Source organism: Methylobacterium sp., from assembly GCF_019750675.1.
Lineage (GTDB): Bacteria > Pseudomonadota > Alphaproteobacteria > Rhizobiales > Beijerinckiaceae > Methylobacterium.
The window spans coordinates 1-12756 of the sequence record NZ_JAIEOF010000184.1; the positions used below are offsets into that span (position 1 = coordinate 1).

The 12756-nt window shown below is 70.7% G+C and carries 12 protein-coding genes and 1 tRNA gene; 9 read left to right on the forward strand and 4 right to left on the reverse strand.

Features of this window, described 5'->3' with window-relative positions; genetic code table 11:
- From K2X24_RS09995 to bchF, 4 genes are all read right to left on the reverse strand, one after another.
- The coding region (locus tag K2X24_RS09995; protein ID WP_292497347.1) for a DUF3479 domain-containing protein at positions 1-524 on the reverse strand (524 nt) is incomplete at its 3' end.
- A complete protein-coding gene (gene bchB, locus K2X24_RS10000; RefSeq protein WP_292497349.1) occupies positions 499-2055 on the reverse strand; it encodes a ferredoxin:protochlorophyllide reductase (ATP-dependent) subunit B in 1557 nt (518 codons plus the stop codon). The genes K2X24_RS09995 and bchB, both read right to left, overlap by 26 nt.
- 4 nt (positions 2056-2059) lie before the next feature.
- Positions 2060-3337: a ferredoxin:protochlorophyllide reductase (ATP-dependent) subunit N gene (locus K2X24_RS10005; protein ID WP_292497351.1), complete on the reverse strand. Its 1278-nt coding sequence runs from the start codon at positions 3335-3337 to the stop codon at positions 2060-2062.
- Positions 3334-3837 (reverse strand): 2-vinyl bacteriochlorophyllide hydratase, encoded by a 504-nt coding sequence (bchF, locus tag K2X24_RS10010; protein ID WP_292497354.1) that lies wholly within the window; start codon positions 3835-3837, stop codon positions 3334-3336. Before bchF ends, K2X24_RS10005 begins: the two co-directional genes overlap by 4 nt.
- 370 nt (positions 3838-4207) lie before the next feature.
- On the opposite strand from bchF, the gene K2X24_RS10015 reads away from it, so the two are divergent.
- The 9 genes from K2X24_RS10015 to K2X24_RS10055 all read left to right on the forward strand — a co-directional run bounded on the left by K2X24_RS10015 (position 4208) and on the right by K2X24_RS10055 (position 12755).
- Positions 4208-5026 (forward strand): B12-binding domain-containing protein, encoded by an 819-nt coding sequence (locus K2X24_RS10015; RefSeq protein WP_292497357.1) that lies wholly within the window; start codon positions 4208-4210, stop codon positions 5024-5026.
- A 71-nt stretch (positions 5027-5097) separates the two neighbouring features.
- On the forward strand, positions 5098-6546 hold the full coding sequence (gene ppsR / locus K2X24_RS10020; RefSeq protein WP_292497359.1) for a transcriptional regulator PpsR: 1449 nt from the start codon (positions 5098-5100) through the stop codon (positions 6544-6546).
- Between the two features lie 104 nt (positions 6547-6650).
- Entirely contained in the window at positions 6651-7532 is an 882-nt protein-coding gene (gene chlG / locus K2X24_RS10025; RefSeq protein ID WP_292497362.1) for a chlorophyll synthase ChlG, read from the forward strand.
- Positions 7532-8878: a BCD family MFS transporter gene (locus K2X24_RS10030; protein ID WP_292497365.1), complete on the forward strand. Its 1347-nt coding sequence runs from the start codon at positions 7532-7534 to the stop codon at positions 8876-8878. Before chlG ends, K2X24_RS10030 begins: the two co-directional genes overlap by 1 nt.
- A gap of 39 nt (positions 8879-8917) precedes the next feature.
- Complete coding sequence (locus tag K2X24_RS10035) at positions 8918-10132, forward strand: geranylgeranyl diphosphate reductase (RefSeq protein ID WP_292497374.1); 1215 nt, start codon at positions 8918-8920, stop codon at positions 10130-10132.
- Entirely contained in the window at positions 10129-10626 is a 498-nt protein-coding gene (locus K2X24_RS10040; RefSeq protein ID WP_292497367.1) for a TspO/MBR family protein, read from the forward strand. The genes K2X24_RS10035 and K2X24_RS10040 overlap by 4 nt, the downstream gene beginning before the upstream one ends.
- A 5-nt stretch (positions 10627-10631) precedes the next feature.
- Positions 10632-10937 (forward strand): hypothetical protein, encoded by a 306-nt coding sequence (locus K2X24_RS10045; RefSeq protein WP_292497369.1) that lies wholly within the window; start codon positions 10632-10634, stop codon positions 10935-10937.
- A 49-nt stretch (positions 10938-10986) separates the two neighbouring features.
- Positions 10987-12567 carry a cytochrome c gene (locus tag K2X24_RS10050; RefSeq protein ID WP_292497372.1) on the forward strand — a complete coding sequence of 527 codons (1581 nt, stop codon included), beginning with the start codon at positions 10987-10989 and terminating at the stop codon, positions 12565-12567.
- A gap of 111 nt (positions 12568-12678) precedes the next feature.
- Positions 12679-12755 (forward strand) — tRNA-Arg (locus tag K2X24_RS10055).
- Position 12756 lies beyond the last annotated feature (1 nt).

Here is a 12756-nt window from a genome sequence, read left to right on the forward strand (position 1 = left end):
AGGGTGAGGAAGTAGGCCCGCACGTCCTGGGCCGAGCCCGGGATGAAGCGCAGGATCTTGGGCAGCTTCCGGATCATCGCCATCTGGCGGGCGCCGTTGCCCTGGGAGCCGGGCTTGCCGCGCAGCTTTTTCAGGAAATCGAGGGCACCGCGCTTGGTGCCGTCCATGTCGAAGCGGGCGAGGCGGGTGGTCTTTACGACCTCGCCGGCCGAGAGGCAGCCGATCATCGCGTCGCAATGCGGGCGCCGCGCCAGCAGGGCCGGCAGGATGGCGCGGACGTGTTCGTCCATGAACAGCATGGTGGAGATGACGATGTCGCCCCGCGCGATGTCGGCCCGGCAGGCCTCCAGCGACGAGGGATCGGTGTCCCAGGCCGCGGCGGCGTGGAAGTCGAGGACGAGGCCGGGCAGGTCGTGTGCGAGCCTCTGGCGGGCGCGCTCCAGGGCGCTCGCCACATGATTGTCCATCGTCACGAGGACGACCCGGAGCGCCGGGCGCTCAGCGTCCGAAATGCGCTTTGGCATCGTACAAGGTCTCGACGGTGATGAGCGGCAGGGCGCGTTCCCGCGCGAAGCGCTCGGTGTTCGCACGGGCCTTTCCCCGCACGAAGAACGGGATCTTCTTCAGTTCCTTCTCGGCGTCGGTCGCCCAGGTCACGAGGATCGGGTCGAGCGACGCGGGCGCGGGTGCGGGTACGGAGGCGGCCTCGACGGCCACCGGCGCCTCGACGCCGTGCCGGGGCAGGTGCGAGGGCGCGGCCGCGCCGTGGAACTCGGAATCCTCGCGGAACATCCCGAGGAGGTGTTCCTCGAGCCCCATCATCAGGGGGTGGACCCAGGTGTCGAACAGGACGTTGGCGCCCTCGAACCCCATCTGCGGCGAGTGACGGGCGGGGAAGTCCTGCACGTGGATCGGTGCCGAGATCACCGCGCAGGGCAGCCCGAGGCGCTTGGCGATGTGGCGCTCCATCTGGGTGCCGAGCACGAGTTCCGGCTGCGCCGCCTGAATGGCCGCCTCGACGTCGAGGTAATCGTCGGTGATCGTGGCCTCGATGCCGTGGAGCGCGGCCTCGGCCCGGACCTCGCGGGCGAACTCGCGGGTGTAGGTGCCAAGACCCACCACCTTGAAGCCGAGTTCGGTGGCGGCGACCCGTGCGGCAGCCAGCGCGTGGGTGGCGTCGCCGAAGATGAAGACCCGCTTGTCGGTGAGGTAGGTCGAGTCGACCGAGCGCGAGTACCAGGGCAGCCGCGAGGGCGCGCCGGCGAGGACCGGCGCGGGATCGACGCCCGCGACGGCCGCGACCTCTTCGACGAACCGGATGGTGGCCTGGACGCCGATCGGCACGGTCTCGACCATCGGCTGGCCGAAGGTCTTCTGCATGTGCAGGCCGGCGGCCCGCGCGATCTCGGGGTAGAGAATCACGTTGAAATCCGCCGCGCCGAGGCGCCCGAGATCCGCGGGCGTCGCGCCGAGCGGCGCGACCACGTTCACGTCGATGCCGAGCGCCCCGAGGATCCGGGTGATCTCGACGAGGTCGTCGCGGTGGCGAAAACCAAGCGCGGTCGGACCCAGGACGTTGCAGATGGGGCGGCGCCCGTCGCGGGGGGTCGGCGTGCCGCCGGCAAGAGTCCGGACGAGGCGATAGAAGGTCTCGGAAGCGCCCCAGTTCTCCTTCTTCTGGTAGGCCGGGAGTTCGAGCGGAATCACCGGAATCGGCAGATCGAGGGCGCGGGCGAGGCCGCCCGGATCGTCCTGGATCAGCTCGGCGGTGCAGGAGGCGCCGACGATCATCGCCTGCGGGCGGAAGCGCTCGTAGGCCTGCGCCACGGCGTCCTGGAAGATCGCGGCGGTGTCGGCGCCGAGATCGCGGGCCTGGAAGGTGGTGTAGGTCACGGGCGGGCGGGCGTCGCGCCGCTCGATCATGGTGAACAGGAGGTCGGCGTAGGTGTCGCCCTGGGGGGCATGCAGCACGTAGTGCAGGCCCTTCATCGCGGTGGCGATCCGCATGGCGCCGATATGGGGCGGTCCCTCGTAGGTCCAGAGCGTGAGTTGCATCGGCTCAGACCTCCAGCCGGGCGCGGCGCTTGAGCGGCCGCGCGAAGAGCTCGGCGAGGTCTCCGGCCTGGTCGTAGCCCTGGATCGGGGTGAACAGCAGCTCGATCGACCACTTGGTGGCCAGGCCCTCCGCCTCCAGCGGATTGGCGAGGCCGAGGCCGCAGACCGTGAGGTCGGGCTTTGCCGCACGGCAGCGATCCATCTGCGCGTCGAGGTTCTGGCCCTCCACCACCCGGGTGCCGGCGGGCAGCAGGGCGAGTTCCGGGGCGAGGTGCTGGCGGTGGAGATAGGGCGTGCCGACCTCGATCAGTTCGGCGCCCATCTCGCGCGACAGGAACCGGGCGAGGGGCAGTTCGAGCTGCGAATCGGGGAAGAAGAACACCCGCCGGTCGGCGAGGCGATCGCGGTACAGGTCGAGGGCGACGGCGGCCCGCGCCCGGCCCGGGGCGGTGACCCGCTCGAAGCGCTCCGCCGGCACACCGAACGCATCGGCGGCGGCCCGGAGCCAGCCGGTGGTGCCCTCGGAGCCGAGGGGGAACGGCGCGGCGATCCGCTCGGCGCCTCGCGCCTCCAGGGCGCGGGCGGTGTCGGCCAGGAACGGCTGCGCGAGGAGGATGCGGGTGTCGGGCCCGACCGCCGGCAGTGCGCCGGCGCGGCGCGCGGGCAGGAACGCCACCTCGGCGATGCCGAAATCGGCGAAGAGCCGGGCGAACTGGTCCTCGACCACGTCGGCCAGCGCCCCGACGACCAGCAGTGCCGGCGCGCCGGTCTCGGGGGCGCGGGGCATCTCGGGCACGAGGGCGGCGAGGCAGGCATCCTCGCCCTGCGTGAAGGTCGTCTCGATGCCGCTGCCCGAGTAGCTCAGCACCCGCACGTCGGGATGGAAGCTGCGCGACAGCCGCTGGGCCGCCCGCGACAGGTCGAGCTTGATCACCTCGGAGGGGCAGGAGCCGACGAGGAACAGCAGGCGGATGTCGGGACGGCGCTCGATGAGCCGGCGGACCACGCGGTCGAGTTCCTCGTTGGCGTCGACGAGGCCGGCGAGATCCCGCTCGTCGAGGATCGCGGTGGCGAAGCGTGGCTCGGCGAAGATCATCACCCCGGCGGCCGACTGGATCAGGTGGGCGCAGGTGCGCGAGCCGACCACGAGGAAGAACGCGTCCTGGATCTTGCGGTGGAGCCAGACGATGCCGGTGAGGCCGCAGAACACCGCGCGCTGGCCGCGCTCGTGGCGGATGTCGCAGCCCGCATCCAGGGTGGGGATCGGCGCGTGGGCGTTCATCGCGCGCCCTCCGCGACGAGGCCGGACGAGATCGGCTGGAGCCGGGCGGCCCGGAGCTTGAGCACGAACTGCGCAGCGTTGACGGCGTAGGAGGCGTAGGCCGCGAGCGCCAGGACCATCAGGCCGGCGGTGTCGAGGGCGCCGGTGGCCAGTGCCACGAGGTAGGCGGTGTGCAGGGCCAGCACCAGCATGCTGACCATGTCCTCCCAGTAGAAGGCCGGGGCGAACAGGTAGCGGCCGAACACGGCCTTCTCCCAGATCGAGCCCGTGACCATGATGGCGTAGAGGACCAGGGTCTTCAGCACGACGGAGACGTTGGCGGCGTCCGCCCCCTCCCCCGTCGCCAGGGTCCGCAGCACGAGGCCGAGGCTGACGGCGAACACCAGGAACTGCAGGGGGGCGAGGACGCCCTGGACCAGGGTCCAGCGGGAGGCGTCCCGACGGGCGCGCTGGTCGGCATCGTAGAGGGGGCGCTTGGCCTTGTCCGGTCTCCGGATCATGCTGTCCCCCTCTCTTAAGTCCGTTCGAGCGGGTCGGACGGCCTCGTTGAAGGGAGGTTAGGAACCCCCCGAGAGAGTGTCAAGCTGGCTTTACGTCAAAACGAATTTACGCGCTGAGTGCAAAATAGTTATACAATTTGCATTGATAAAGCAGACCTGAAGCGTATCGTGCGACCGTCACGTGCATCGCGTCCGGGTTTGCCCCGCGCGCGGTGGCGGACAGGCGCACAACGTCAGACGTCCGGAATTCGACGCGCAAGATCGAACCGAGAATCACGCCGTCAGAATCATTGGGGAGGGACCAATGGATGATGTGAGGCAATTCGGTGATTGCTTGCGATACGAATTAACAGGTCGTGATTTCAGTGAGTTGTTCGACATCGACCTCGGCGCCAAGCCGGTCGATGCGCGGCGGAAGCAGAGTCTTCAGAGGGAGCTGGCCTCGCTCGTCGAGGCGGAAATCATCCCGCGCCTGATGCTCGCGCACCGGCCCGAGCCCGTCGTACAACAATGCAATATTTTGCCGGATTCCGAGCAGATCGCGGCCTTCGCGGTCCTGGTCCTGGCGCCGGGCGACGACGGTCTGGAGGCGGGGGTCACGGACCTCCTCGGCAGCGGCCTGTCCCTCGACAGCCTGCTCCTCGACCTGCTCGCCCCCACCGCCCGGCACCTCGGCGTCCTCTGGGAGGAGGATCATTGCGATTTCGTGGACGTGACCCGCGCCATGGGTCGACTGCACCGGATCCTGCGGGACCTGACGCAGCGCGTCGGCGCTGAGGCCGAGGCCTCGCCGCAGGCCCGCGCGATCCTGCTGCTGCCCTGCCCGGGAGATTCCCACAGCTTTGGCGTGGCCGTGGTGGAGCGTTTCTTCGTGGCGGCCGGCTGGGACGTGACCTGCCCGGGCACCCGGCCGGACGGCGAACTCCAGGTCATCGCCCGCGACGGCTGGTTCGACGTTGTCGGCCTGTCGCTGGCCAGCGAAGTCCTGGTGCCGAGGGTGACCGAGACCATCGCGGCGCTGCGGCGCCATTCGCGCAACCCCGCGCTCCGGGTCATCGTGGGCGGAGCGGCGTTCGCGGGCAAGCCCGAGCTTTTCCGTGAGGTCGGGGCCGACGCGGCGTCCGACGACGCCCGTCGCGCCCCCGCGCTTGCCGAAAGCCTGCTTGATCTGCCGGCCAGACCCTGCTGAAAGACAGACCCGACCGAGACGGCCTGCCTGATCGAACAGTCCCGATCGCTCACAACGAGATCCGGTGACCCGTGGCCAGCTTGGCGCTTCCTGCCGCGAGCCAAGCGCTTGCGGCGCTTCAAAAGTCCCTCGGCCCACTCGACGCGCAGGCGGCCGGGCTGCTGGTGGCCGCCGCCACGGACCTTTCCCTGGTCATCGACGGCGAGGGCATCGTCCGCGACGCGACCTTCGGCAGTTCGGACCTCGCCGGTGAGGGCTGCGAGACCTGGCTCGGCCGCCCCTGGATCGACACGGTCACGGTGGAGAGCCGGCCGAAGATCGCCGCCCTCCTCAAGGACGCCGCGCCCAACGCCGTGACGCGCTGGCGCCAGGTCAACCACGTCTCGCCCACCGGCACCGACCTGCCGATCCGCTACGCCGCCATGCGGCTGGCCCAGGATGGCCAGATCCTGGTGCTGGGGCGCAACCTGCGCGCCATGGCCTCCCTGCAGCGGACGCTCGCCGAGACGCAGCAGGCCCTGGAGCGCGACTACCTGCGCATGCGCGGCGCCGAGACCCGCTACCGCCTGCTGTTCCAGCTCGGCTCCGAACCCGTCCTGGTGGTGGATTCGGGCACCCGGCGCGTCACGGAGGTCAATCCGGCCGCCGCCCGCCTCATCGGCCGCGCGGACAAGCGCATCGTCGGGCAGGACGCCGTGGACCTCTTCGACGCCAGCAGCGGGCGCGATCTCGAATCGCTCTTCGCGGGCCTGCGCGTGACCGGCCAGGCCGCCGATCTCGAGGCCCGCCTCGGACACGGGCGCGGGCCGGTGCGGGTCGCCGCCTCTCTGTTCCGCCAGGAGAACGCCACCAGCGTGCTCCTGCGCCTGGCCGCTGCCGAGCCCCCGGGAACCGAGCCGGGCCCCGCCCGGGCCGGTGCCCTCGACGTCATTCAGAATCTTCCCGAGGGCTTCGTCGTCACCGATCCGGGCCGCCGAATCCTCACCGCCAACCCGGCCTTCCTCGACCTCGTCCAACTCGCCACCGAGGAGCAGGTCCGTGGCCAGCGCCTCGACCGCTGGCTCGGCCGGGAGGAGACCGAGGCGACGGCCCTGTTCACGACCCTGACGCAGCACGGCTCGGTGCGCCACTTCCCCACCCACATCCGGGGGCAGTACGGCGGCATGGAAGAGGTTGAGGTCGCCGCCGTCTCGGCCGGCGGCGGGACCCAGGCTTGCCTCGGCTTCACCTTCCGGGCCGCGCCGCGCCGGGCCGCCCCGACGACGGGCGGGCGCGAACTCCCGCGCTCCGTGGAACAGATGACCGAGCTCGTCGGACGCGTCTCCATGAAAACCCTGGTGCGCGAATCCACCGATCTGATCGAACGCCTGTGCATCGAGGCCGCCCTGCGCATCACCCGGGACAACCGCGCCTCGGCGGCGGAGATGCTCGGCCTCAGCCGCCAGGGCCTCTACGCCAAGATGCGCCGCTACGGCATCGGCGACCTCGACGCGCCGGACGCGAACGACGACTCGGTCTAAGGACGCGCCATCCGGCCCGAGGCCATGCGCGAAAGACCTCCGGTCGCAAGCATCAAGTGTAAATCAAACTTGACACACGGCGGCGTTAATTTAGCGTCGTCTCCATGGCAACGCCCGCACCCAGCGCCCTCGTCGAGCTCCTGAAGCCGATCACATGGTTCGCGCCGATGTGGGCCTTCACCTGCGGGGTGGTCTCCTCCGGCGCCTCGCCTACGGGGCAATGGCCCGTGATCGCCGCCGGGGTGATCCTCGCCGGCCCCCTGGTTTGCGCGACCTCGCAGGCGGTCAACGACTGGTACGACCGCCACGTGGACGCCATCAACGAGCCGCACCGGCCGATTCCCTCGGGGCGGATGCCGGGCCGCTGGGGCCTCTACGTCGCGGCGGGCTGGACCGGGCTCTCCCTCCTCGTCGCCGCCGCCCTCGGACCCTGGATCCTGGGCGCGGCCCTGTTCGGCCTGGTGCTCGCCTGGATCTACAGCGCGCCGCCCCTGCGCCTGAAGCGCAACGGCTGGTGGGGCAATTCCGCGGTCGCCCTCTGCTACGAGGGCCTGCCCTGGTTCACCGGCGCCGCCGTGATGGCCGCGGCGGTGCCGGACGGGCGCGTCCTCCTGGTGGCGCTGCTCTATTCCATCGGCGCTCACGGCATCATGACGCTCAACGACTTCAAGTCGGTGGAGGGCGACACCCGCACCGGCATCCGGTCCCTTCCGGTGCAGCTGGGCACGCTCGGCGCCGCGCGCCTCGCCTGCCTCGTCATGGCCCTGCCCCAGGTCGCCGTCATACTGGCCCTCTTCGCCTGGCAGCGCCCCTGGCACGGCGCGCTCATCGGCGCGTTGCTGGTCGGGCAGTTCGTGCTGATGCGCCGGCTCCTCGCCGAGCCGCGCGGACGCGCCGCCTGGTACAACGGCACCGGCACGACGCTCTACGTCCTCGGCATGCTGGTGGCGGCCTTCGCCCTGCGGCCCCTGGTGGGAGGCCCGTGATGGCGACGCTCCCCTTCGGCTGGGCCGCCATCGTCCGGCTCGGCCTCGTGCAGACGGCGCTCGGCGCCGTCGTGGTCCTGATGACCTCGACCATCAACCGGGTGATGGTGGTGGAACTCGCGCTGCCCGCCATCGTGCCCGGCGGCCTCGTCGCCCTGCACTACGCGGTGCAGGTGCTGCGCCCGCGCTGGGGCTACGGCTCGGACCGGACGGGGCGGCGCACGCCCTGGATCGTCGGCGGCATGGCGGCCCTTGCGCTGGGCGGCTTCGGCGCGGCGGTGGCCACGGCGCTCACCGAGACGCATCAGGCCGCCGGCCTCGCCCTGGCGGTCCTGTCGTTCCTCACGGTGGGCATGGGCGCGGGGGCGGCCGGTACCTCGCTCCTCGTGCTCCTCGCCACCGGGGTCGAGCCGCGCCGGCGCGGGGCGGCGGCCACCATCGTCTGGGTGATGATGATCGCGGGCTTCGCCATCACGGCGCCCATCGCCGGCCATTTCCTCGATCCGTTCTCCGGCGCCCGGCTGGTCGCGGTCTCCGGCACGGTCTCGCTCCTCGCTCTCGCAGTGGCGCTCCTCGCGGTGCGCGGAATCGAGCCGGTGCGCGGCGCTCCCGACCTGAGCGCGGACGCGGCGCCCAAGCGCCCCTTCGGCGAGGTGCTCGCCCGGGTCTGGGCCGAGCCCGATTCGCGCCGCTTCACGATCTTCATCTTCGTGGCGATGCTGGCCTACAGCGCGCAGGAACTCATCCTCGAGCCCTTCGCGGGCCTCGTCTTCGCGATGTCGCCCGGGGTCACCACCAAGCTCGCGGGTCTGCAGCACGGCGGTGTCCTCGCCGGCATGCTGACCGTCGCGGGCCTGACCATGGGCATCGGCGGCCCGGTTCTCGGGTCCCTCAAGCTTTGGACGACGCTGGGCTGCCTCGGCTCCGGCGCGGCCCTCCTCGGTATCGCGGGCGGCGGCCTGATCGGCGCGGACTTCCCCTTGCGCGTCCCGGTCTTCGCCCTCGGCCTGTTCAACGGCATTTTCGCGGTGGCGGCCATCGGCTCGATGATGGCGCTGGCGGGGGCCGGCGGCGAGGCCGAGCGCGGCACCCGCATGGGCGTGTGGGGCGCGGCCCAGGGCCTCGCCTTCGGAGCCGGTGGCTTCCTCGGGACCGTCGCGGTCGATCTCGCCCGCCTCGTCACGCCCCGGGCCGTCGACGCCTATGCGGGCGTCTTCGCGGTCGAGGCCGTGCTGTTCGTGGCTGCAGCCGCCCTGGCGCTGCGGATCGCCCATGCCCCCGGCACCCAGGTTCCGCGCGCCCGGCGCGCGGTCTCCGCCTTCGGGACTCCCCTGTCCGCCCGATGATTCCACGAGCGAGGTGACGTCATGTCGAGAGGTCACGAGATGCCGGCCGTCCGAAGCGATACACCCGTGAACGGGGCCGGGCCGGAAACCTACGACGTCGTGGTGGTGGGCGGCGGCCCGGCCGGCGCCACGGCGGCCACCGACCTCGCCCGTGCCGGGCGGCGCGTCCTCCTCCTCGACAAGCCCGGCCGGATCAAGCCCTGCGGCGGCGCGATCCCGCCCCGCCTGATCCGCGACTTCGCGATTCCCGACCATCTCCTCGTGGCCCGCATCCGCTCCGCCCGCATGGTCTCCCCGAAGGACAAGCGCGTGGACATGCCCATCGGCGACGGGTTCGTCGGCATGGTGGACCGCGCCGATTTCGACCCCTGGCTGCGCGCCCGGGCGGCGGAGGCCGGGGCGGTCCTGCGGGCGGCGAGCTTTCGGCACATCGAGCGCGACGGGGACGGCGCCACGGTGCACTACCTGGAGGACGGGTTTCCGAGGGCCGCCCGCGCCCGCCTCGTCATCGGGGCGGACGGCGCGAGTTCCTCCGTCGGCCGGGCCGAGATCCCCGGGCACGTCGCCATGCGGCAGGTCTTCGCGTATCACGAGATCGTCAGGTTGCCCGAGACCGGTGTCCACGATGTCGAGGCGACCCGCTGCGATGTCTATTACCAGGGCAAGCTCTCGCCGGATTTCTACGCCTGGGTCTTCCCGCACGGCGAGACCGTGAGCATCGGTACCGGCAGCGCCCGCAAGGGCTTCTCCCTGCGCGGCGCCATCCGCGACCTGCGAGCCTCCACGGGCCTCGAGGCCGGCGAGACCGTTCGCCGCGAGGGCGCTCCCCTCCCCCTCAAGCCGCTGAAGCGTTGGGACAACGGCCGCGACGTCCTTCTCACCGGGGATGCGGCCGGCATCGTCGCCCCCGCCTCCGGCGAAGGCATCTACTACGCGATGCTCGGCGGGCGCCTCGCGGCCGAGGCGGCGGAGGCCTTCCTCGTCACCGGGCGGGCGAAGGCCCTCTCCGAGGCGCGCCGCCGCTTCATGCGCCTGCATGGCCGCGTCTTCCTGATCCTCCGGATCATGCAGGGAGTCTGGTACCGCAACGACGGTCTGCGCGAGCGCTTCGTCTCGATCTGCCGCGACCGCGACGTGCAGCAGCTGACCTGGGATTCGTACATGAACAAGGAGTTGGTGCGGGCGAAGCCGGTGGCGCACGCGCGGATCTTCTTCAAGGATCTCGCGCACCTGTTCCGCTGGGTCTCGCCGTGAACGCGGCGCTGACGGGCGACTGGGGTCCGCCTCTGGTCGCGGCCGGCGTCGCCGTGGTGGTGGCCCTGGCCGGCGGCCTCCTGACGACGACCGGACCCTGGTACCACGCCCTGCGGCGCCCCTCCTGGAAGCCGCCGGACTGGGCCTTCGGCCCGGTCTGGACGACGATCTTCACCCTGACGGCGATCTCGGGCGTGATGGCCTGGAACGCCGATTCGGGTCTGGCCTCCCGCACGGCCCTCGTCGTGACCTACGGGATCAACGCGGTCCTCAACATCGCGTGGAGCGGGTTGTTCTTCCGCATGCGCCGGCCGGACTGGGCTCTTCTCGAAGTTGTGTTCCTGTGGGTCTCGATCGCCGCACTGATCCTCGTCACGGCGCGGGTTTCCGGTCTCGCCGCCACCCTGCTGCTGCCCTATCTCGTTTGGGTCGGGATCGCCGCGTGTCTCAACAGGGCGATCGTCCGGCTCAACGGGCCCTTCCGGAGCGCCTGACCCCGATGGAATCGCTGTTCGCCGGCGGACGCATCATGGACGCGATCCTGGTCCTCGTCGCAATCGAGGCCGTGGTTCTGTCCCTGATACTTCGGCGGCGCGAGACGGCCCTGCCCCCCGTCCTGTGCAACCTCGCCTCGGGGGCCGCGCTGATGCTCGCCCTGCGCGGGGCGCTCACCGGTGCGCACTGGACCGCGATCGCCGGGTGCCTCGCCCTGTCGGGGCTGGCCCATGGCGGCGAGATGGTCCTGCGCCTCGGCGGCCGCCCCCACCCAGAAGCGACGCCCCTTCGACTCGACCCGCACACCTGACGTTCCACGCAGATTCCACGCCCCCAGACCCAAAGCACGGAGAGACGCAATGAGGAATCGCCGCACCGCTCTCCGCCTGGGAGCTGCGCTCACGTTCGGATTCGGGGCCGGGGCCGCCTCGGCCCAGACCGTCGCGTCACAGGATGCGGACCTGATCAAGCGCGGCGAGTATCTGGCGACGGCCGGCGATTGCGTGGCCTGCCACACGGCGCCGGGCGGCAAGCCCTTCGCGGGCAACTACGTGCTGAACACGCCGATCGGCAAGATCCGGACCCCCAACCTGACGCCGGACAAGGAAACCGGCCTGGGCAACTGGAGCGCCGACGACTTCTACCGCGCCTTCCACGACGGCATCACGAAGGACGGGTCCTACCTCTATCCGGCCTTCCCGTTCGCTTGGTACACCAAGGTCACGCGGGCGGATTCCGACGCGATCTTCGCCTACCTGAAATCCCTGCCGGCGGTGCACGAGCCGCGCAAGGATTCCGAGATTCCCTTCCCGTTCAACATCCGCACGGCGCTCATCACCTGGCGCACGGCCTTCTTCACGGCGGGCGAGTTCCAGCCCGATCCGCAGGCCAGTGCCGAGGTCAATCGCGGGGGCTACCTCGTCGAGGGGCTCGGCCATTGCGGTATGTGTCACAACGCCAACAAGATCGTGGGCAACAGCGGCCTGGCCGGCAAGCTCGGCGGCGGTGTCATCGACGGCTGGTACGCGCCCAACATCACGCCGGACGACCACACCGGCATCGGCGCCTGGAGCGACGACCAGGTGGTGACCTATCTCAAGACAGGCGCGGCGCCCGGCAACCTGCCGGGGGTGGCCGCCGGTCCGATGCGCCAGACCATCGAGGAATCCCTCTCCAAGATGACCGACGCCGACCTCAAGGCGATGGTCGCCTACCTGCGCACGCAGAAGGCCAAGGAGAGCTACAAGTCCAAGGATCTGCAGGCCTTCAACGCCGCCGGGGCCCCGGGGGCCGCGACCTACCTCAGCTACTGCTCCTCCTGCCACAAGCCGGACGGCCGGGGCGTGGAGGGCGCCATTCCCGCGCTCGCCGGCAACACCTCGGTCCAGGCCGAGGGACCCGAGACGGTGATCCGGGTCATCCTGGGCGGCCTCTCCGCTCAGAACGGCTACGCGCCGATGCCCGCCATCGGCGCCGGCATGACCGACCAGGAGGTCGCCGACGTCACCGATTATGTCCGCAACGCCTGGGGCAATGCCGCCCCGGTGATCGGCGAGCGCGGCATCGTGGCGACCGCGCGGAAGGCGACGGAGACGATGCTGGCCGGTTCCGCGCCCTGCGCCGAGATCGCGCAGCCCGAGATCGCGAAGGCGATCGCCGAATCCGGGGCACCGCAGAAGCTCAAGGGCTTGGCCCAGGAAGACTTCATCCCCGTCATCAACAGCCTGCTGCCGCCGATCAAGGCGGCCGTGCCGGACGCCAAGGGCGACGACATCGTCAACGGCCTGACCACGGCGTTCTGTCAGGCGGGTCGCAACGATCCGGCCTATGAGAAGCTCTCCTGGCATGCGGTGATCGGAAGCTTCTCCAGCATCGTCTACAGCCAGATGAAGAACCCGGAGGTTCGGGCCTCAAAGAGCGGCGCGATGCCGACGCCGTGACGGACGCCGTGCTCGCTCGGTGACGGCCTGCACGGGAAGGCAGGTCGGTGCGTGGGCCGGAGACTCCTGATGACACCCGGAAACCGGGCTGCTAAATGGCTTCTGCCGCGTGACTCCGTAGCTCAGCTGGATAGAGCAGCCGCCTTCTAAGCGGCAGGTCGAAGGTTCGAGCCCTTCCGGGGTCGCCAG

Excerpts from the sequence above, each read along its gene's own strand:
- chlG (WP_292497362.1), top strand. The coding sequence starts at position 6,651 with ATGGCAACGCCCGCACCCAGCGCCCTCGTCGAGCTCCTGAAGCCGATC.
- K2X24_RS10050 (WP_292497372.1), top strand. The coding sequence starts at position 10,987 with ATGAGGAATCGCCGCACCGCTCTCCGCCTGGGAGCTGCGCTCACGTTC.
- bchF (WP_292497354.1), bottom strand. The coding sequence starts at position 3,837 with ATGATCCGGAGACCGGACAAGGCCAAGCGCCCCCTCTACGATGCCGAC.
- K2X24_RS10045 (WP_292497369.1), top strand. The coding sequence starts at position 10,632 with ATGGAATCGCTGTTCGCCGGCGGACGCATCATGGACGCGATCCTGGTC.
- K2X24_RS10035 (WP_292497374.1), top strand. The coding sequence starts at position 8,918 with ATGCCGGCCGTCCGAAGCGATACACCCGTGAACGGGGCCGGGCCGGAA.
- K2X24_RS10005 (WP_292497351.1), bottom strand. The coding sequence starts at position 3,337 with ATGAACGCCCACGCGCCGATCCCCACCCTGGATGCGGGCTGCGACATC.
- K2X24_RS10030 (WP_292497365.1), top strand. The coding sequence starts at position 7,532 with ATGGCGACGCTCCCCTTCGGCTGGGCCGCCATCGTCCGGCTCGGCCTC.
- bchB (WP_292497349.1), bottom strand. The coding sequence starts at position 2,055 with ATGCAACTCACGCTCTGGACCTACGAGGGACCGCCCCATATCGGCGCC.